Here is a 19,758-nt window from a genome sequence, read left to right as displayed (position 1 = left end):
CAGGGCTGAGACCAACGAAAGGGGCTACTCGTGGGTGATCCAGCGCTTGAGCGCCTCATGGATCGGGTCGATCGCGCCCTCACCGGGCGGCTGAGCGACGCCGAAGCGGTTGAACTCGAAAGCCACCTTGGAGAGTGCGCCGCATGTGCGCGAGAAATCGAGCAGGCGCGACTTGTACGCCAGCTTTTGCGCGCGTCATGCGCGGGTCGTGCCTCCGAAGAACTTCGCGAGCGCGTGCGCGGTTCGGCGCGCACCCTCACCTATCGCGAGGTGCGCGTGAGCTATGGGCCCGACGGCACCGTGCGCAGTGAATCGATCGCCGTTACCCGCACGAGTGAGGGTCCCGCGCGCGGCTAGCTGCTCCGCCACCGTGAACGAAGAAACGCCCGGCTGATGTGTCAGCCGGGCGTTTTACGGATTCGCGTGCCGAGCGCGTTGCTCAGGCGCTGGGGCGCTTACCGTGGTTCGCGCTGTTCTTCCTACGCGACTTGCGCTTGCGTCCGCGCTTGCTCATGGCACTCTCCTTCTCGTTCGATTCGTGAGTCACTGCCCGCACATCAGGTGCGAAGGCAACCCCGGTATTGTCTCACACTTCACGCGCGTGACCGCGGGGTCATGCCGCTAGGGGGATCAACATCACGCGCTGTCGGAGCCTACTGGGCGGCGAGGAATTCCGAGAATTCGCCGTGAAGCACGAGCCACGTGATGAGCCCGTATCCGGTTTGCGACGGCAAATCGCGCGGCGAGCGCGCGACATCGGCGAGGAATTGATCGTGGTGGGCAAGCGCGGCCGCTGGGTCCACGTAGGGGATGCGGCGGCGTGCGCACACGTCGTGGAAAGCGTGCGAAAGCTCCAGGATCGCGTCGGTGCGTTCACGGTCCTTTGAGGGGGCAGGGCCGACGACGAAGACGGGGATCCGAAGGTGGCCGAGGCCGTCGAGGACCGTTGCGAGATTGAGGCGCGAGCGCGCGATGCTGATGCCAGCGCCGAGGTCGGCGCGGCCGAGAGCGATCACGACGCGGTGCTGCGTGTCATCGCTTTCGCCCGTGTTGTGCGTGTCGAGCAGGCGAGTGACGTCGGCTTCCCATCGCCGTGCGAGTTCCGCGGTTGTTTCGCCGGGGATCGCGGCGGTGTAGGAGTCCACGAGATCGCCCGAACCGTTGTGCTGGGCGAGGGCGCGCGTGAACCATCCCATCGCGCGCTGGTCGCCGGCGCCGGCAAGCATTTCGTCGCCGAGGGCAATCACGCGAACGCGCGGCTTGGTGGGGGCGGGGGAAGAAGTCACGTGCGTTTCCTTCGGTTGGCGTCGATGGCGGTTGTGGCGGTTCAAGGGCGGGGTTCCGACGCTTGCCTACGCCTTGTGTGCGGCGCCTGGCTCGCGCGGTTTTCCCGCTACCTCTCGAGTGTGTCCTTGGAGAAGGCGCGCTCGAGAAGTTCGCGTTGCTCTGCGATGTGCCTTTTCATGGTACCCGCTGCGGGGCTCGCGGAGGCAGGGCGCGCGAGGACGTGGAGGCGGGAGGAGAGATCACGCGGGAGGTTCATCGCGAGATGGCCCCACGCGCCCTGGTTGAGGGGTTCTTCCTGCACCCACGTGAGCGGTGCGTCGCCGAACGGTGCAAGCGCGTCGCGCAGGGCGTCGCTGGGAAGGGGAGCGAGCTGCTCGAGGCGAACGATCGCCGTTTCTTCATCGCCGCGACTGTGTCGCTCCTTTTCGAGCTCCCAGTAGATCTTCCCGGAGCATAAGAGCACGCGAGTGACACACTCGGGAGTGCGGTGCTGATCGGGAATGACCGGCATGAATGTGCCGGAGAGGAACTCCTCTACGCTGCTCGCGGCGGCTTTATTGCGCAGCATCGATTTGGGCGTGAGCACGATGAGGGGGCGTTTGCGGGGTCGCTTCGCCTGGCGCCTCAGCAGGTGGAAGTAGTTCGCTGGCGTCGAGGGCGCGGCGATCCGCATATTGCTTTCGGCGCACAGTTGGAGGAGACGCTCGGGGCGTGCGGAGCTGTGGTCCGGGCCCTGGCCTTCGAAGCCGTGGGGGAGGAGTAGGGTCACGCCTGAACGCTGGCCCCACTTTTGTTCGCTGCTGGCGATGAACTCATCGATGATCGTTTGCGCGCCGTTCGCGAAATCGCCAAACTGCGCTTCCCACAACACGAGGGAGTCGAGCGCTTCCACCGAGTAGCCGTATTCGAAGCCTAGGGCCGCGAACTCGCTGAGCGAGGAATCGAACACGCTGAAGGTTGCCTGGTGGCGGTCGAGATGTTGGAGAGGGGTCCACGTGTCCTGAGTTTTGCCGTCGATGAACACGGCGTGGCGTTGCGTGAAGGTTCCGCGCCGGGAGTCTTGACCGGCGAGGCGCACGGGGCGGCCCTCAACGAGGAGCGAGCCAAACGCGAGGATTTCACCGAAACCCCAGTCGATGCCGCCCGTGCGGCTCATCGCGATGCGTCGCGTGGTGAGCTGCGCGATCTTGGGGTGCGGCGTGAAGTCATCCGGGTAGGCGGCGTGCGCATCGGCGATCTTTTCCAGGATTTCGCGCTCTACGCCCGTGTCGAACGCGGCTGCTTCGTGGGGCGGCTCGGTCGCTTGCTGCGAGTCGGGAAGCTCGAGGCCACGCACGCTCGCCCCGTGCACGTCGGCGCCCGCGCGCGAGCCGGCAAACGCATTCTCGAGGTGGGAGTGGAAGTTTTCGACGACCCCTTGGAGTTCGTCGTCGGAGAGGTCGCCCCGCTCGAGGAGAGTCTGCGTGAACAGATTGCGCACGCTCGGTTTGTTCTCGATGATCTTGTACATGAGCGGCTGCGTCATCGAGGGGTCATCGCCCTCGTTGTGCCCGCGGCGGCGGTAGCACACCATGTCGATCACGATGTCTCGGTGGAATCGCTGGCGATACGCAAACGCGATTTCGGCGGCGCGCACGACAGCTTCCGGGTCATCGCCGTTGACGTGGAAGATTGGCAGCTGCGTGCCCTTGGCGATGTCGGTCGAGTAGAAGGAGCTGCGCGAGGAATCGGGGGAGGTCGTGAACCCGATCTGGTTGTTGATGACCACGTGGATCGTGCCGCCTGTGCGGTAGCCGCGAAGCTCGGAGAGGTTGAGCGTTTCAGTCACGACGCCCTGGCCGGCGAATGCGGCATCGCCGTGCACGAGGATCGGCAGAATCGGGAACTCGAGTGCGTGCCCCCGCGCGCGATCCTGTTTCGCGCGCACGATCCCTTCGAGCACGGGGTTGACGGCCTCGAGGTGGCTCGGGTTCGCCGCGAGGTACACCTTTGTGCTGTGGCCATCCCACGACGTGAACGAACCTTCGGTGCCGAGGTGGTACTTCACGTCGCCCGAACCGAGCTCGTCGACGTCCTCGGTACCTTCAAACTCCTGGAAGATTTGGGCGTGGCTTTTGCCCGCGAGGTTCGCGAGCACGTTGAGGCGCCCGCGGTGGGACATACCGATGCACACTTCGTCCATTCCGGCGCGCGCGGCGCCCGACATGACCGTGTCGAGAAGCGGAATCATGGCCTCACCGCCCTCGAGCGAGAAGCGCCGCTGGCCCACGTATTTCGTTTGGAGGAACTGCTCGAACGCCTCGGCGGCATTCAAACGATCCATGATGTGGGTGAGCTCTTGCTTGGTGAATGGATCGCGCGGGCGCTCAATTTGCGCCTGGAACCAGAGGCGCTCTTCGGGGTCGGTGAGATGCATGTACTCAACGCCCGTCGTGCGTGAATACGCATCGCGAAGTTTCTCGATGATCTCGCGCAAGGTCGCGCGTTCGGTTCCGCCGAAGCCGCGCGTGGGGAATGCGCGATCGAGGTCCCACAGGGTAAGCCCATAGGTGGAAACGTCAAGATCTGGGTGCTTGCGCTGGCGGTACTGGAGGGGGTCGATGTCCGCGACGAGGTGCCCGCGCGTGCGATACGCGTGGATGAGGTCCATGACGTGCGCGAACTTTTCCTGATCGGAATCCTTGAGCGGGTTGTCGGGAACCCACTGGATCGGCTCGTAGGGCACGCGCATCGACGTGAAGATCCGCTCGTAGAAACCGTCGAGCCCCATGAGTTTGTTGGCCATGACGCGCAGGAATTCGCCCGAGGTTGCCCCTTGGATCACGCGGTGGTCGTACGTCGAGGTGAGCGTCATGACCTTCGAAACGGCGAGTTGGGCGAGGGTCTCAGGGCTTGCTCCCTGGAACGCTGCCGGGTAGTTCATTGCGCCCACGCCCACGATCACGCCCTGGCCCTTCATGAGGCGCGGAACCGAGTGCACGGTGCCGATCCCCCCGGGGTTCGTGAGCGATACCGTCGTGTCCTCGAAGTCGGCGATCGTCAGTTTCCCGCTCCTCGCGCGCTTGACGATCTTGTCGTATTCGCGGCGGAACTGCCGGAAGGTGAGGCGCTGCGCGCCTTTGATATTGGGGACGACGAGGCCTCGTCGACCGTCGGCCCTGTGAATATCGATCGCGAGGCCGAAGTTGATGTCCTCGCGCGTGAGCAACGTGGGCTTGCCCTCTCGCGTTTCGAAGCCGTTGTTCATGTCGGGAACTTCGCTGATGGCCTCGACCATGGCGTAGCCAATGAGGTGGGTGAAGCTCACCTTGCCGTCACGCATGCGGCGGAGGTGCCCGTTGATGACCTCGCGATTGTCGAACATGAGTTTGACGGGGATATCGCGCACGCTTGTCGCGGTAGGGATCGTGAGCGATTCGTCCATGTTTTTGACGATCGCGGCGGCGGGGCCGCGCATGCGGCTCGGCTCGGGTTCGGTGGGTTCGAATGAGGCAAGGGCGGGGAGTTCGGTGGTCGGGGTGCGGGGGCGGTCCGACGCTGACGAGATTCCGCTGTGGCTATGGGTGACCATCGAATCTTTCTCGCGCGCGCACCGCTCGGCAGGTTCGGCGATGGGGGCGGGAGGCTCGGACTCTTCCTGGACTGCGGTGTGCTCGACATCGTGCGCATCTTCGCGCCTCGGGGCGTTCGCCGTTCGCGGGTGGGAAGAGAAGTACGCGGCCCACGATGGATCGACGCTACCGGGGTCCTTCTCGAACTGCGCGCGTAGCTCGTCCACGAGCCACTGATTCGGCCCGAAGGAATCGCCCGATGCTTGTTCGTGGGCCTCGTGCACGGACCATCGCCTCTTTCACTGTGGGAGAACGTTTACGCCCAAGACTAACCGAGCGCGCGCTCGTCACGTTGGGGGGTGTTCGGGAGCAGAACGCGGATCGTCGAGCTTGGGTCCGCAGAATCGCGCCCCGGATGGTCGATCACCTCGATGGTTCCGCCATGTAACTCCACGGCCCAGCGTGCGATCGCGAGGCCCAGGCCTGTGCCGCCGCTTTGATCGGGAGTTCCGCCGCGTTCGAAACGTTCGAAAACGGCTTCGCGGTCCGCTTCGGCGATGCCGGGGCCCTGGTCACGCACCTCGATGGCGATCGAACCTGTGTTCTTGAACTCCCACGCGCGCACATAGATTGTGCCGCCGCTCGGAGAATGGCGCGAGGCGTTGTCGAGCAGGTTCGCGATGACTTGGTGAATGCGCGCGGGATCGGCGGTCACGCATAACTCTTGCGGCTGAACGTCGATCACGAAGCGCACGTCACGCTCTTGCACACGTGCGGCAAGTTGGGCGCTGTCCACGGCTTCGTGAAGAAACGGCGTGAGGGCAATGCGCTCGCGCTCAATATCCACGACTCCGGCCTCAAGCCGTGAGAGGTCGAGGAGATGGGTGACGAGCCGCGTGAGGCGTTCAGTCTCGCCGAGCGCAATCTCGAGACTCTCGGTCGTCGCGGGGGTCACGCCGTCGACCATGTTTTCCAGCTGGCCGCGCAGAGCCGCGACGGGGGTACGCAGCTCGTGGGAGACGTTTGCCACGAGGTCGCGGCGGAGCTCATCCGTGCGGGCAAGCTCAGCGGACATCGTGTTAAAGGCCGACGCGAGCTGCCCCACCTCGTCGCGAGATTTTGTGGTGACGCGCCTGCCGTAATCTCCGAGCGCCATGGCCTTCGCGGCGACGGTCATTTCTCTCAGGGGCCGCGTCATGCCTCGCGCGAGGATCTGTGTCACGACGAGAGCGGCGAGCACCGTGAGCGGGATGAAGAGCAGGGGATTGAGTCCCGCAGCTGAACCGGCCCAGCCAAGGAGTGCGGCGACGAGCACGGATACGGCAACGATGACGCCCAGTTTGACCTTGAACGAGCCAAAGCGCTGAAGGGGCGATAAGTCGAGGGCCTGCGTCGGAACCCTCACGCGAGCTCACCTTCCGGAACCTCAAGGGCATACCCCACCCCGTGGACGGTTCTCACGAGGTCGCTCCCGAGCTTCCGGCGAAGCGCCTTGACGTGGGAATCCACCGTGCGGGTGCCGGTCGCATCCACCCAGTCCCACACGTCTTCGAGGAGTTGTTCGCGCGTGAGCACCGTTCCGGGCGCGAGCGCGAGACATACGAGAAGGTCGTATTCGGTGGGCGTGAGGTGTGCTTCGTTTCCGCCGCGTGTGACGCGTCTCGAGTCGCGGTCGATCACGAGGTCACCGAGTTCAATCTTCGAGGGCGCGTTCGCCTCCGGTGTGGAGGCGTTTCGGCGCACGCGCCGCACGAGGGCCTTGAGGCGTGCCACGAGTTCGCGCATTGAGAAGGGCTTGGTCATGTAGTCATCTGCCCCCACACCGAGGCCCACAAGCATGTCGGATTCCTCGTCACGGGCAGTGAGCATGAGTACCCCGAACTCGCCGAGACCCCGCACGCGGCGGCACACCTCGAGTCCATCGAAACCGGGAAGCATGACATCGAGAACGACCGCATCGGGTTTAAAGTTCTCGATTGTCGCGACCCCCGAAGGGCCATCGTGGGCGATCGCGACGGTCCAGCCTTCGGCGCTCAAGCGGTCGCTGATCGTGCGCGCGATCGTGCGCTCATCTTCCACAACGACGATTCTGGCGTGCGATTCCGCGGCGCTCGCGGGTGTGGGTGAAGTGCTCATCATGATCTCAACCCTATTGCGCAAAATCTCGTGCGGCTGTGAAGGAAACGTGCACTATAGTGGCGCGTACGATGAATGAAAACGATTCACCACCTCGAAGTTCCATGCCCCCTCACCTTCGCCGCTCGAGCGGTACCTCGGCTTTGACGCTCGCGGGTGGTGAGCGGGCATGATGACCTGGATCCTCCTCGGCGTGGGCCTTCTCCTGACCGCCGGAACGGCCATTTTCGTGGCCTCAGAATTCTCCCTCGTAGCGCTCGATAAACACACGGTGGAAAAGGCCGTGGGGCGTGGCGATAAGGGGGCGAAGGGCGTGATGAATGCCCTCACCCACCTCTCCACGAACCTTTCGGGTGCGCAGGTAGGCATTACGATCACGACGCTTATTTTCGGTTTTGCGGTCAAAGATCCGCTGACCAACGTGCTCTCGAGCCTGCTGTCGTTCACGGGGCTCGAGGCCTCGATTGTGTCCACGACCGCGCTTGCGCTGGCGATGGTGCTTTCCTACGGCTTTTCGGTCGTGTTCGGTGAACTCATCCCGAAGAACCTTGCAATCGCGGCGCCATTTGAGACGGCCAAGATTGTGGCACCGATGCAGCACGGATTCACGATCGCGCTCAAGCCGCTCATCATGATGTTTAACGCGACCGCGAACTTCTTCTTGCGCCTCCTCGGAGTTGAGCCGCAAGAAGAGCTCTCGGCGGCGCGCTCACCCGCGGAGCTCGATTCGCTCGTGCGGCACTCGGCTCAGGCAGGCACCCTTGATGAGGGCACCGCGGTGCTACTTTCCCGCACGCTTCAACTTGCGGACCGCACGGCTGCCGACGTCATGACGCATCGCGGAGCGATGATCAGCATCGATATGAGCGAGCCGGCGTCGGAAGTGCTCGCCCTCACCGCCGATTCTGGCAAATCACGTTTTCCCGTGACTGACGAGAGTGAAGACGACGTTGTGGGGATCGTGCAGGCACGCCAGGCGATCAAGCTCCCGCCCTCCGAGCGTTCGCGCACGCGCGTGGAGGAGATCATGAGCGAAGTTGTGCGCGTGCCTGAAACCGTGGGCCTCGACTCACTTCTCGAGGATCTGCGTGCCCAAGGCGCACAGCTCGCCGTGGTGATCGACGAGTACGGCGGCACGGCCGGAATCGTCACGCTCGAAGACGTGATCGAAGAGATCGTGGGCGAGGTTTCCGATGAACACGACACCGATGAACCCGAGCGCTTTGCCCAGGGCGGGGTGGACGAGTGGACGGTTTCGGGCCTCATGCGCCCCGATGAGATTCGCCGTGACATGGGGGTCATCATCCCCGAATCTCCCGACTATGAAACCCTCGGCGGTCTCATCATGGACCGCCTCGAGCGGCTCCCGGAGGTCGGTGACGTGGTGGAGGTGCCGGGCGTGCGCTTCGAGGTCGTGGACCTCGATGGCCGCCGCGTGGACACCGTAGACATGAAACTACTTTCCGACGAGGCGCGTGCGCGCACGGAACACGAGGAGGAGGGCAGCAATGAGTGACCTTGCCGCACTTCTGATTGGTCTCGCGATGCTCGCGGGCAACGCGTACTTCGTGGGTGCTGAATTTGCCGTGATGAGCGTGCGCCGCAGCCAGCTTGAGCCGCTCGCGGCCGAAGGGAAGCCTGGTGCGAAAACCGCGCTGTGGGCGATTCAGCACGTGTCGCTCATGCTCGCCACCGCACAATTCGGGGTGACCGTGTGCTCGGTGACGCTCGGCGCGGTAGCCGAGCCCGCGATCGCCCATCTCATTGAGCCGATCTTCGAAAGCTTCGGTGTTCCCGAGGCGCTCGTGCACCCGATCTCGTTCACGATCGCGCTTCTCATTGCGAGCTACTTGCACGTGGTGCTTGGCGAGATGGTGCCGAAGAACCTTTCGATTGCGCTTCCGGTGGGGGCCGCTCGTCTTCTCGCGCCGCCCCTCGTGTGGCTCACAAAGATTTTGCGTCCCGTGATTTGGCTCCTTAACGCCACCGCAAATGCGGCGCTGCGCCTCCTCGGGGTAGAACCGCAGAACGAAGTGTCATCGCAGTTCACGGCAGAAGATATCGCTGCAATCGTGGACGAATCAGAACGCGAAGGGCTTCTTGACGACGAACAGGGCCTGCTCAAGGGGGCGATCCAGTTCTCCGACCATGTCGCGGGCGACGTCATGGTGCCCATGGAGGACGTGGTGACGGTCGGCTACGGCATCACTCCGCAGAAGTTCGAGGAGATCGTGGCGCGTACCGGATTCAGCCGTCTCGGCGTGAAGAATGACGCGGGAGACCTCGTGGGCTACCTGCACCTCAAGGACATGATCGTGCTTGATGGCGAAGACCCCTCGGTGTACACGACCCCGGTGAGCCCGGGTAAGGTTCGCGCGGTCGTCTCGGTGGCCGACGATGATGACGTAGAGGAGGTGCTGCGCGCCATGCAGTACAACGGTGCGCACATGGCCCGCGTTGATTCCGCGAACCACAGGAGCGTGGGTGCGGTGTTCCTCGAAGACGTTCTCGAGGAGCTCGTGGGCGAGGTCAACGACGTTATGCAGCGCCAGCGCCTTGCCGGTGCTCGCCCCGCGGGCGCTCGAGCGTAGGCCCCTTGGTAAAGAGACGTGACGCGCCGCACACAACAATGTGTGTGGCGCGTTTCTGTGTGGGTCGAACGTGCGCCTGGGAAGTGATGCGCGAGACGCAGACAGTAAAAATTCGGCAATCACTCGTTCAGGTGGGCCGGTTGGGGCTGTTCGTGGGCCTACGTTAGTAGTGGTCCTAAAAGCGGAGCTTCCCCATCCGTGAGGGCCTGCGCGGCAGCCCCGCGCGAGCATTGATCATCAACGTGGTAGAAGGACGAACACCGTGGCGAAGCATCGCGCAGCCGGAAGGGCTCAGATGAGGCCCCTCCAGCCAGCACAGGGGACCAGGCGCAACTCGGAGGCCGCGAGCTCGGCCGTCAAGGTTGGTGTCGTAGGCGCCCTCGCCACGGCGACGATCGCCGTTCCGCTTGCTGCTGCGGCCGCCGATCAGGGCACGGTTCTCCCTTCGAGCGTCGAGGCCACGTCGGAGGCCATCGCCCCACAACAACAGGAAGTTGCTGAGGAAACGGCGGCTGTGCAGAGCGCCGCGCTTCCCGCGGCCGTGCAGAGTGACCAGATCAGCTACGCGGATACCGCGATTGAGGGGAACCTCGAGGCCGAAGTCGAGCAGACCGAAGTCGAAGCCGCTGGCCTCGGTGAGGTCGCCGGCGATGGCGAGTGGCAAAAGCCCACACCCGGTGCCCCCATCACCTCCCCGTTTGGTTACCGCGTTCACCCCACCCTCGGGTACCGCAAGATGCACGACGGCGTTGACTTCGGCGCGAACTGCGGCACCCCCGTGTACGCCGCCGAGTCCGGCACCGCCGCGCTCGCCGGTTACAAGAGCTCCGCGAGCGGCAATGCCGTCGTGATCGAGCACGGCAACGGCGTGGAAACCGAGTACTACCACCTTTCATCCGTATCTGTGCGCGCTGGCGACACGGTTGAGAAGGGCCAGCAGGTGGGCAAGGTTGGCTCCACCGGCCGTTCAACGGGCTGCCATCTTCACTTTGGCCTCAAGAAGGGCGAAAGCCACGTCGATCCGATGTCGCTGTGGCGTTGAGCCCGGTCGTTCTCGGAGTCGAGTCCTCGTGCGATGAGACCGGCTTCGGAATTGTCAGTGAAGGAAAACTTCTAGGTCAGGGGCTTGCGTCGTCCGCGTCGAAACACGCGGAATTCGGGGGAGTGGTTCCTGAAATCGCCGCCCGTGCCCACCTCGATGCGGTTGTTCCCACCCTCCAGATCGCGCTCAAGGACGCCGGCGTTGAGCCGAAAGACATCACACACGTGGCCGCAACGTCCGGCCCCGGCCTCGCCACTGCCGTGCACGTGGGGCTTGCGGCGGCGAAGTCGATTGCGTGGGCCCTCGATAAACCTCTTTACGGCGTGCACCACCTCGCTGGGCACGCTGCCGCGGACACGCTCGAGCATGGCGCGCTTCCCGAGCACAGCATCATCCTGATCGTCTCGGGCGGGCACACCTCGATCCTCGAGGTCCGCGACCTCGTTCGTGACCCGATCGTGCACCTCGGTGACACGCTCGATGACGCCGCTGGCGAAGCATTCGATAAGGTCTCGCGTCTGCTGGGCCTCGGCTACCCGGGCGGCCCCGCAATTTCGAAGGCCGCACTTGAGGGGGACCGCGAAGCTTTTCGTTTCCCGCGCGCGATGCTTCGTGCGGGCGACCACCCGTACACATTCTCGTTCTCTGGCGTGAAGACGGCCGTGGCCCGCACCGTCGAGCAGATCGAGCGCACGGGCGCTGCCGTTCCCGTTGCGGATATTGCAGCCTCGTTCGAGGAAGCAGTTGTGGACGTGCTCGTGACCAAGGCTGTGAAGGCGTGCCAGGAGAAGAAGCTGAGCGCCCTCGTCATCGTTGGTGGTGTCGCCGCGAACAGGCATCTTCGCCTGAAGGCGCAGGAGCAGTGCGACAGGCGCGGTATCGAGCTTCGCGTGCCCCCGCCGAGCCTGTGCACGGACAACGGCGCGATGATCGCCGCCGTCGGCGACCTCCTCGTGCGCAGCGGCGCCGAGCCGAGTGGCCTCGGTATTGCGGCGGATCCGTCGGCAGTTCTTCACGGGGCCCAGTTGCCCGTTCCCGCCTAGCGCATCACGTTTCGCGCCCCGAGGGCGCGCCCCGTGCCTGATCTTGCTAGACTGGCACGGTTGCCCGCGTAGCTCAGTGGATAGAGCGTCTGCCTCCGGAGCAGAAGGTCGTAGGTTCGAATCCTGTCGCGGGCGCCATCCCCCTTATTTCGTCGTGCTAGATTGTCCCCCATGATGGAGACCGAGTGGGCACCGGCCCTGACAATCAACGGTGAAACCTCGTACGAGGCGAAGCATGAGTGCAAAATCGGCTTCGAGCGCACCCTCGAGCGCATGGACGGCGAGAGTCTCCATTCGCTCGTGCTATGGCACTACCCGGCAGACGAGGAGTTTGCCAGCCCCGACTATCTTGACCAGTACCTTCAGTGCGCGGGCACTGCCGAGCGCCTCACCATCGAGTTTCGTTACACCAGATCCGACGGCACCTACGTGCACTTTGTTCTCTGTCGCGAAGAGCCGGAGGGCGATGAAACTTCGGCGATCCACCCCCGCTACCCGAGCATCCAGGTTTATCCCGAAGACGTCTGGACCGCAGCAGAAGCCGCCCCCATCTTCGATTACTACGCCCGCGAGGTGATGATTCCCGATTGGGTGCTGGGGCGGGAGATAGAGATGTGAGACCCGCTCAGAGTTTCATGATCGAGTTGCTCGGCGACCCCTCTGCGTGAGAACACCGACGGCAGCATCGTGGAGGAAAAACTCGCGATGAAACTCGATCAGGCACTCAAAACACGCGGCAGCACCAACGTGTTCGAGATCCTCCGTGCCGAGTTCGTCGCGAACGCTCTGTCCGTCGATGGGGCTCTCTTCGAGCGCGTCGCGACGTACGCGATGCAGAACTACTAGGCGCCGGGCCCCACGCGAGAGGTGAAACCTTGAGGCCTAAAGTTTCACGAACGTTTCGGCGGTGACACGTTAGGCCTCAAGTGTCACGCTCGCCTTATTCCGCGCGCTTTGCGAGCAGCTGCGCGAGCAGTTCCTTGACCTCTTCCGGATCGGCGATACGGAAGCTCGCCGCGGTCTCGCCGGGGCCAACCTTGATCGTGAGGTCGCTTTCGCCGGCGCGATTGAACACGGACTCGTCGGTGACATCATCGCCCAGGTAGAGCCACGCGTCGCACGCGCACGCGCGGGCGAGAGCGTCGATCGCTTCGCCCTTCGTTGCGGGGATCACCGAGAATTCCACGACGGCCTTGCCGGGCGTGACCTTCGCGTGGCGGATCGAGCGGGCATACTCGAGGGCTTCCTCGGTGGCGTTTGCGGCGCCGCGGCCCTTCGCATTGCGCGTGTGGAGCACGGCGGCCGTGGGCTTCTTCTCCACTTCGGTGCCCGGGTACTTGCGGGAAATCCGCTCGAGAGCTGCGGTGATCGTGGCGAGCTGCGAGCGGCGCTCGTCCGTCATTGAGAGCGACGACGAATCGAGAATTCCCGCATCCATGCTCTCGGGAAGCGCGCCCACCTCCGCGCCGTGCGAACCGATGAGCACCACCGAGCTTGGCATTTCCGTGAGCGAATCGAGATCCTCAAGGGAGCGACCCGACACGAGAGCCACATTCGTGCCGTCGAGGCCAGAGAGGGAGCGAAGCGCCTGAAGCGATTCGGGGAGGGCGCGTGCCTCATCGCGGTTCGCGACGATCGGTGCGAGAACCCCGTCGAAATCCGAGGCGACCAGCACGCGCGGCGTTGCCGCGAAAGCCTCGAGTGCAGAATCGAGCTCGGCGCGTGGCGGGCAAGCGTCGGAACTGAGAGTGGGGCGAGCCGGAGCCTTCTTGGCTTCCGCACTGCGATCCCCACCCACGCGCTCGAGCGACTCGAGGAAATCCGACGCCCACCGCTGCACGTCGTGATCGAACACCTGGCGGCGCAGCGATCGCATGTTGTCTTGCTGCTCCTCCTCGCTCATGGCGAGCGCGTGAAGGATCGCCGACTTGAGCTCGTCAATGTCGTGCGGGTTCACGAGGGTTGCGGCGCGAAGCTCATCGGCCGCGCCCGTGAACTCCGAGAGCACGAGCACGCCGCGCTCATCGATGCGAGAGGCGATGTATTCCTTTGCCACGAGGTTCATTCCGTCGCGAAGGCTCGTCACGAGCACCACGTCCGCGCACATGTAAAGCGCGGTCATGTCGGTGCGGGGGAACGTGCGGTGCATGTACGAGATTGCGGGGCGGCCAATCGGCGCAAAGTCGCCGTTGAGGCGGCCGACGGTCAGCTCGATTTCATCGCGAAGCTGCTTGTACGCATCGACCCTCTCGCGCGACGGGGTCGCGACCTGGATCATAGTGACGTCGTGAGGGTCGATCGCTCCATCGTTGAGGAGCTCGCCGTACGCCTTGAGGCGGTGGCGGATGCCCTTCGTGTAATCGAGACGATCCACGCCGAGCACGACCTTCTTCGGGTTGCCGAGCTGCTCGCGGATCTCCTTCGCGCGCGCGAGCACAGTCGGATCCTTCGTGAGCTCGTCGTACACGCTCACGTCGATCGAAATCGGGAAGCAACGCGCCTCGACGGTGCGGTCCTCTTCGAGACCGAGTCCAGGCACGACGATCTGATGCTCACTCGCGCGATAACCGAGGATTTGACGCACGCACGTGGTGAAGTTGATGGCATCACGCTCGCGCTGGAAGCCGAGAAGATCAGCACCGAGCAGGCCGCGCAAAACCGAATCGCGCTTCGGCAGCTGCGCGAACAGCTCGAACGGCGGGAACGGAATGTGGTTGAACCAGCCGATCGTGACATCGGGGCGCAGGCTGCGGATCATTTCGGGAACGAGTTGCAGCTGATAGTCGTGCACCCAAATCGTGCCGCCCTCGGCGGTCGCGGCGGCCGCGGCCTTCGCAAACTTGCGGTTTGCCTCGACGTACACGTCCCACCACGTGCGGTGGAAGTTCGGGTCGGCGATCACGTCGTGGTAGAGCGGCCACAGCGTGTCGTTCGAGAATCCCTCGTAGTACTTCTCGACCTCTTCGGCCGTGAGGGTGACCGGAACGAGATGCATCGTGTCGATGTCGAACGGGGCGATGTCCTCATCGGCACCGCCGGCCCAGCCCACCCACGCGGCTGATTCAGCGTTGCGCATGACCGACTCCATCGCGGTCACGAGGCCGCCGGGGCTCGTCACCCACTCGGTCGAACCATCGGGGGCGGTTTTGCGATCGACAGGGAGGCGATTGGCAACGACGACGAGGGATGCGCGGGACATGATGCTCCTTTACCGAGGCACGTGCTTCACGCCTCGACGCTATCAATTGTGGATGGGTGCTCGCGTAAAGTTCCGCATCTTTCCACGTGGACACGTGCACGCCACGACGTGCCCACGACCTAGGGTTTTGCTCACCGAACGCCATCCACAAGCAAGGAGTAGGCATGCGCGCACACGAGGCAGGAGCTCTTCACGGGAATGATCTCGTTCCCCAGTGGCTGCCCTATCCAAGCGACGTCAACCACCTCATCGAAGGGCTCTGGAGTGCGAACACGACACGCAACGCTCGCGGAGAGGTCGAGGTTGCCGGCGTGAGCGTTCGGGAGATCAAGGAACGGTTCGGCACGCCCACATTCGTGATCGACGAAGAAGATTTCCGCCAACGCGCCCGGCTTTTCCGTGACACGTTCGAGCGCGCCTTCGCGCCGCTTGCCGGCGTGGACATGAGCTATGCGAGCAAGGCCTTTCTTTCGACCGCGGTCGCGCGGTGGGTGCGTTCCGAAGGGCTCGGCCTCGATGTGTGCTCGGGTGGGGAGCTCGCGATTGCGCTTCGCACGGGGTCCGACGCCACCCGTCTGACATTCCACGGCAATAACAAGAGCGATGCCGAGCTTTCCCTCGCGATCGAAGCGGGGGTGGGGCGCATCGTGATCGATTCCCTCGAGGAGATCGACCGCGTGAACGACATCGCCGTGGCGAGGGGCGTACGTCAACGCGTGCTCCTGCGCGTCACCTCGGGCGTGGAGGCGCACACGCACGAGTTCATCTCGACGGCCCACGAGGATCAGAAGTTCGGCATCTCGATCGCCACGGGGGAGGCCCTCGAAGCGATCCGGCGCGTCGAGGCCGCAAAGGCCCTCACGCTCGACGGGCTCCACTCCCACATTGGGTCCCAAATCTTTGACACGAACGGCTTCGAGGTCGCGGCACGGCGCGTGCTTGCGCTCGCGAAGGAAGGGCGCGACGCGATTGGCAGGCCGCTGACCCACATTGTTCTAGGCGGTGGTTTCGGCGTGATGTACACGACTCAGAACACGCCGCGCACGGCCGGTCAGCTCGCCGAACAGCTCGCCGCCATCGTGGACAACTCTTGCCGCGCGCTCGACCTTGAGGTTCCGCGACTCGGCTTCGAACCCGGGCGCGCGATCGCGGGCCCTTCCACGCAGACGCTCTACACCGTGGGCACGCTCAAGGACGTCGAGCTCGGCGCGGGTCAAAAACGCCTGTACGTGTCGATCGACGGTGGCATGAGCGACAACATCCGTACAACCCTCTACGATGCCGACTACTCGTGCCTGCTCTCGAGTCGCACCTCCGCGGTTGAGCCGCGCGTCGTTCGCATCGTTGGCAAACATTGCGAAAGCGGCGACATCGTGGTGAAAGACGAATACCTCCCGGGCGACGTGAAGCGCGGCGACCTCGTTTCCGTGCCCGTCACGGGCGCTTACTGCTATGCCCTCGCCTCCAACTACAACAGCGCACTCAAGCCCGCCGTCGTCTCCGTCAAAGACGGCAGGGTCACCGAAATGATCCGCCGCGAAACCCTCGAGGACCTCCTCGCGCGAGACCTCGGGTAGCGGCAGAAAAGTGGCAACCGTCGGACACCGCACCCCGGAAACTCGCTACGCTTGAAGCGACGCTACCCGCATCAGGCCGGTACGAGTCACCGGTGAAGCGCCGCGGCAGCAGTGCGATGAAGAGAGGCAAGTGTGAGAATCGCGAGAGAACGCGTGACGGTTCAGCCGTGCGCGACGAGCGCCAACCTTGGGCCGGGCTTCGACAGCCTCGGCATTGCCCTTGACCTTCGCGACCGCTACACGCTCGAGGTCACCACGGGCGCCACCGAGGTGGTGATCAACGGCGAAGGGGCAGGTGAGCTGCCCGTCGACGACACGAATCTCATCGTCCGCACGCTGCGCGAGACCCTCGAATGGGTGGGCGCGCCCCAAATTGGCGTGCGGCTCACGTGCACGAACGTTATCCCCCAAGAATCGGGGCTGGGCTCGAGCGCCGCGGCAATCGTGGGCGGAATTGCCCTTGCGCGAGGAATTCTCCAGGACCCAAGCGCAATCGACGATCAGGCGATGCTCGAGATCGCCGCCTCGATCGAGGGGCATCCCGATAGCGTTGCCACTGCCATCTACGGAGGTGCATGCCTCGCCTACACCGAGGGAGAAGAAGTTCGTGCCGTGCGCTTGCGCGTCGCGAACGCCGACGACGGCCGCCCCGTTCTACGCCCGCTCATCATTGCCCCAAACCGCACCTCTTCGACAACCACGGCGCGCGCGATGTTGAGCCCTGAGGTGCGCCGAAGCGACGCGACCCATAACATCGCCCGCGCCGCGCTGCTCATCCATGCCCTCGCGGAGGATCCCTCACGTCTCTTTGCTGCCACCGCCGATCGCCTTCACCAGGATGCCCGGAGCGGGCAGATGCCCCAGAGTGTGAGCCTCGTGCACGTGCTGCGCTCGCAGGGCGTGCCCGCCGTGATCTCGGGGGCGGGCCCGACGGTACTTATTCCCGCCGATGCTCCAGCCGACATCGCGCGTATCGTGAGTGAAGTGGTTGAGGACCCGGACGACTGGCGCCTCGCCCGCGTGCCCCTTGCACAAGAGGGCATTCGCACTGTGTTATCGTGAGGGTGCTCGGCCACGCGAACGTGGCCCCGCCCTCGTTGAAGGCTGGCGAACCGCCACCGCGTAAAGCCACAATCCTTCCCTCGGCGGTAGGCGATCGCATACGAGTCATTCTCATGGCGGCCGAGCATTCCTGACACCGACTGGTGCCCCTCCTTCGGCGTGAAAGCATCACGAGCCTCTCGCCAAGCGCCCGAGCGCGCGTTTTTCCCCGAAAAGAGCACCGTCACCTCACGAAACTGGGAACAACCACGGGACACACACCTCAGAAAGGACCCCGGGTGAACGACAACTACACCGACGCCGCCGAGCTCTCCGCAAAGAGGCTCCCGGAGCTTCAGGCCATCGCGACTTCCATGGGCATCCGCGGCGTGCGTAAGCTCCGCAAAGGCGAGCTGATTGAAGCCATCAGCACGGGCAAGGTGCCGTCGGCCCCCGCCGCGCGCGCTCCCAAGGCGAGCGCCGCTGAAACCGCGGGCACGGCCGAACCTGCCCAGGCGAACACAAAGAGCGCTGCGAGCGCTGAGCAGGCAGAGAAGCCCGCGCGCCCCCGCAAAGACCAGAGCGAAAAGTCGAGCGACGACCAGGGCACCGCTCAGGACAACCGCGCTGCTGAAGCCCGCGACAACGACGACGAGCGCGGCGACCGCCACGCTCGCCGCCGGGGGGACAGCCCCCGCCGCGTCGAAGACATCAAACTCCCTGACTCCGAGACCGCGCGCGAGCGCCGCAAGGACGCGCGCGAGGACCGTCGCGATCGCCGCAGCGACCGCGGGCAGGGCGGCAACGACTCCGATCAAAAGAATCGCGAAGGCGAAGGCCGCCGCGACCGCCGCAACAACCGCGGCGATGGAGACGACAACAACAACGACCGTCGCGGTCGCCGCTCGCGCGGTCGTGAGCGCAACCGCAATCGTAACCGCCGCGATCACGACGACAACGGCGAGCCGCAGGTGCGCGAAGACGACGTGCTCGTCAAGGTTGCGGGCATTCTCGACATTCGCGATAACTACGCCTTCGTGCGCACCACCGGCTACCTCCCCGGCCCGAGCGATATTTACGTGTCGATGAACCAGGTGCGTAAGTATGGCCTGCGTAAAGGCGACGCAATCGTGGGCCAGGTCAAGGCCCCCAAGGACGGCGAAGAGCAGCAGCGCCAGCAGGACTTCCACCACGGTGGTGGCGGCCGTGGGCGCGGGCGAGGCAACAAGGCCCACTCGAAGTTCGCGGCACTCGTGAGCGTCGACACTGTCAACGGCATGACCCCCGAGAAGGCGAAAGCTCGCGTCGAATTCAACAAGCTCACGCCGCTGTACCCCGATACGCGGCTTCGCCTCGAGAACAAGGCCACGAACTTCACGCCTCGCATCATCGACCTCGTTGCCCCCGTGGGTAAGGGGCAGCGCGGCCTGATCGTGGCACCGCCGAAAGCCGGTAAAACCATCATCCTGCAGCAGGTTGCCGAGGCGATCACGCAGAACAACCCCGAGGTTCACCTCATGGTTGTGCTCGTCGACGAGCGCCCCGAGGAAGTCACCGACATGCAGCGCACCGTCAAGGGTGAGGTCATCGCCTCGACCTTCGACCGCCCCGCTGACGACCACACGACCGTCGCCGAGCTCGCGATCGAGCGCGCGAAGCGTCTCGTGGAAATGGGCCGCGACGTGGTTGTGCTCCTCGACTCGATCACGCGCCTCGGCCGCGCCTACAACCTCGCGGCGCCAGCCTCGGGCCGCATCCTCTCGGGCGGTGTCGACTCCTCGGCGCTTTACCCGCCAAAGCGTTTCTTCGGTGCAGCCCGCAATGTGGAAAATGGCGGCTCGCTCACGATCCTCGCGACCGCGCTCGTGGATACCGGCTCGAAGATGGACGAAGTGATCTTCGAAGAGTTCAAGGGCACCGGCAACTGGGAGCTCAAGCTTGACCGCAAGCTCGCCGAGCGCCGCATTTTCCCCGCCGTCGACGTCAATGCGTCAGGCACGCGCCGCGAAGAAGAGCTCATGGGCAACGAAGAGCTCGCGATCATGTGGAAGCTGCGCCGTGTGCTCAGCCAGCTCGAGCAGCAGCAAGCGATCGAGCTTCTCCTCGAACGCCTCAAGAAGTCGCAGAACAACGGGGAGTTCCTGCTCGCCGTGTCGAAATCCACCCCGAAAGTTCCTCGCCAGGGCGAATAAGTCCGGGCGACGCTCATGGGAAGCGGCCTGTAAGCAGAGTTACAGGCCGCCAACTGGAGCTCCGGCTTCCTTTCATGGGAAACTGGACGGCGGTTCTGG

16 protein-coding genes and 1 tRNA gene are annotated in these 19,758 nt (G+C 64.4%); 11 read left to right on the top strand and 6 right to left on the bottom strand.

From position 1 onward, the window contains the following. The first annotated feature begins 30 nt into the window (after nt 1–30). Nucleotides 31–357 carry a hypothetical protein gene (locus tag DAD186_RS06720; RefSeq protein ID WP_034373682.1) on the top strand — a complete coding sequence of 109 codons (327 nt, stop codon included), beginning with the start codon at nt 31–33 and terminating at the stop codon, nt 355–357. 82 nt (nt 358–439) lie between these two features. On the opposite strand, the gene DAD186_RS11305 is transcribed toward DAD186_RS06720, so the two are convergent. The 5 genes from DAD186_RS11305 to DAD186_RS06700 form a co-directional block, all read right to left on the bottom strand. Then, nucleotides 440–514 carry a 50S ribosomal protein bL37 gene (locus DAD186_RS11305; RefSeq protein WP_371327113.1) on the bottom strand — a complete coding sequence of 25 codons (75 nt, stop codon included), beginning with the start codon at nt 512–514 and terminating at the stop codon, nt 440–442. Nucleotides 515–653: 139 nt separating this feature from the next. Further along, nucleotides 654–1,286 carry a GDSL-type esterase/lipase family protein gene (locus DAD186_RS06715; protein ID WP_065248033.1) on the bottom strand — a complete coding sequence of 211 codons (633 nt, stop codon included), beginning with the start codon at nt 1,284–1,286 and terminating at the stop codon, nt 654–656. Nucleotides 1,287–1,393: 107 nt separating this feature from the next. Next, a complete protein-coding gene (locus DAD186_RS06710) occupies nt 1,394–5,122 on the bottom strand; it encodes a multifunctional oxoglutarate decarboxylase/oxoglutarate dehydrogenase thiamine pyrophosphate-binding subunit/dihydrolipoyllysine-residue succinyltransferase subunit (protein ID WP_065248032.1) in 3,729 nt (1,242 codons plus the stop codon). A 44-nt stretch (nt 5,123–5,166) separates the two neighbouring features. Beyond that, the gene (locus DAD186_RS06705; RefSeq protein WP_065248031.1) at nt 5,167–6,243 is read right to left on the bottom strand and encodes a HAMP domain-containing sensor histidine kinase; all 1,077 of its coding nucleotides are present in this window, start codon (nt 6,241–6,243) and stop codon (nt 5,167–5,169) included. Next, nucleotides 6,240–6,977 carry a response regulator transcription factor gene (locus DAD186_RS06700; RefSeq protein WP_082991121.1) on the bottom strand — a complete coding sequence of 246 codons (738 nt, stop codon included), beginning with the start codon at nt 6,975–6,977 and terminating at the stop codon, nt 6,240–6,242. Before DAD186_RS06700 ends, DAD186_RS06705 begins: the two co-directional genes overlap by 4 nt. 166 nt (nt 6,978–7,143) lie before the next feature. Between DAD186_RS06700 and DAD186_RS06695 the strand changes: the two genes are divergently transcribed. The 7 genes from DAD186_RS06695 (at nt 7,144) to DAD186_RS10860 (ending at nt 12,496) form a co-directional block, all read left to right on the top strand. Next, entirely contained in the window at nt 7,144–8,490 is a 1,347-nt protein-coding gene (locus DAD186_RS06695; protein WP_236886222.1) for a hemolysin family protein, read from the top strand. Beyond that, on the top strand, nt 8,483–9,565 hold the full coding sequence (locus DAD186_RS06690; RefSeq protein WP_065248030.1) for a hemolysin family protein: 1,083 nt from the start codon (nt 8,483–8,485) through the stop codon (nt 9,563–9,565). The genes DAD186_RS06695 and DAD186_RS06690 overlap by 8 nt, the downstream gene beginning before the upstream one ends. Nucleotides 9,566–9,827: 262 nt before the next feature. Further along, nucleotides 9,828–10,607, top strand: coding sequence for a M23 family metallopeptidase (locus DAD186_RS06685; protein WP_236886221.1), 780 nt, complete (start codon nt 9,828–9,830; stop codon nt 10,605–10,607). After that, nucleotides 10,598–11,650 (top strand): tRNA (adenosine(37)-N6)-threonylcarbamoyltransferase complex transferase subunit TsaD, encoded by a 1,053-nt coding sequence (gene tsaD / locus DAD186_RS06680; protein WP_065248029.1) that lies wholly within the window; start codon nt 10,598–10,600, stop codon nt 11,648–11,650. Before DAD186_RS06685 ends, tsaD begins: the two co-directional genes overlap by 10 nt. Nucleotides 11,651–11,712: 62 nt before the next feature. Next, nucleotides 11,713–11,788, top strand: a tRNA-Arg gene (locus DAD186_RS06675). Nucleotides 11,789–11,821: 33 nt separating this feature from the next. Further along, a complete protein-coding gene (locus DAD186_RS06670) occupies nt 11,822–12,268 on the top strand; it encodes a hypothetical protein (RefSeq protein ID WP_065248028.1) in 447 nt (148 codons plus the stop codon). 87 nt (nt 12,269–12,355) lie between these two features. Next, nucleotides 12,356–12,496 carry a hypothetical protein gene (locus DAD186_RS10860; protein ID WP_157457104.1) on the top strand — a complete coding sequence of 47 codons (141 nt, stop codon included), beginning with the start codon at nt 12,356–12,358 and terminating at the stop codon, nt 12,494–12,496. Nucleotides 12,497–12,590: 94 nt separating this feature from the next. Here the strand turns inward: DAD186_RS10860 and DAD186_RS06665 are convergent, their stop codons facing one another. Then, nucleotides 12,591–14,849 (bottom strand): bifunctional alpha,alpha-trehalose-phosphate synthase (UDP-forming)/trehalose-phosphatase, encoded by a 2,259-nt coding sequence (locus DAD186_RS06665; RefSeq protein ID WP_065248027.1) that lies wholly within the window; start codon nt 14,847–14,849, stop codon nt 12,591–12,593. 164 nt (nt 14,850–15,013) lie between these two features. Here DAD186_RS06665 and lysA point away from each other — a divergent pair, with 164 nt between their 5' ends. The 3 genes from lysA to rho all read left to right on the top strand — a co-directional run bounded on the left by lysA (nt 15,014) and on the right by rho (nt 19,659). After that, the gene (gene lysA, locus DAD186_RS06660) at nt 15,014–16,426 is read left to right on the top strand and encodes a diaminopimelate decarboxylase (protein WP_065248026.1); all 1,413 of its coding nucleotides are present in this window, start codon (nt 15,014–15,016) and stop codon (nt 16,424–16,426) included. A gap of 132 nt (nt 16,427–16,558) precedes the next feature. Then, the gene (gene thrB / locus DAD186_RS06655; RefSeq protein WP_065248025.1) at nt 16,559–17,488 is read left to right on the top strand and encodes a homoserine kinase; all 930 of its coding nucleotides are present in this window, start codon (nt 16,559–16,561) and stop codon (nt 17,486–17,488) included. Nucleotides 17,489–17,766: 278 nt separating this feature from the next. Then, nucleotides 17,767–19,659 carry a transcription termination factor Rho gene (rho, locus tag DAD186_RS06650; RefSeq protein WP_065248024.1) on the top strand — a complete coding sequence of 631 codons (1,893 nt, stop codon included), beginning with the start codon at nt 17,767–17,769 and terminating at the stop codon, nt 19,657–19,659. The last annotated feature ends 99 nt before the right edge of the window (nt 19,660–19,758 follow it).

Source organism: Dermabacter vaginalis (genome assembly GCF_001678905.1).
GTDB classification, from domain to species: domain Bacteria; phylum Actinomycetota; class Actinomycetes; order Actinomycetales; family Dermabacteraceae; genus Dermabacter; species Dermabacter vaginalis.
The sequence above is the reverse complement of the archived record's forward strand: the minus strand, read 5'-3'. Positions and strand labels throughout refer to the sequence as shown.

Coding starts and splice junctions, on each gene's coding strand:
- DAD186_RS06700 (WP_082991121.1), bottom strand. CDS start 6,977: ATGATGAGCACTTCACCCACACCCGCGAGCGCCGCGGAATCGCACGCC.
- DAD186_RS06695 (WP_236886222.1), top strand. CDS start 7,144: ATGATGACCTGGATCCTCCTCGGCGTGGGCCTTCTCCTGACCGCCGGA.
- DAD186_RS06690 (WP_065248030.1), top strand. CDS start 8,483: ATGAGTGACCTTGCCGCACTTCTGATTGGTCTCGCGATGCTCGCGGGC.
- DAD186_RS06670 (WP_065248028.1), top strand. CDS start 11,822: ATGATGGAGACCGAGTGGGCACCGGCCCTGACAATCAACGGTGAAACC.
- DAD186_RS10860 (WP_157457104.1), top strand. CDS start 12,356: ATGAAACTCGATCAGGCACTCAAAACACGCGGCAGCACCAACGTGTTC.
- DAD186_RS06665 (WP_065248027.1), bottom strand. CDS start 14,849: ATGTCCCGCGCATCCCTCGTCGTCGTTGCCAATCGCCTCCCTGTCGAT.
- lysA (WP_065248026.1), top strand. CDS start 15,014: ATGCGCGCACACGAGGCAGGAGCTCTTCACGGGAATGATCTCGTTCCC.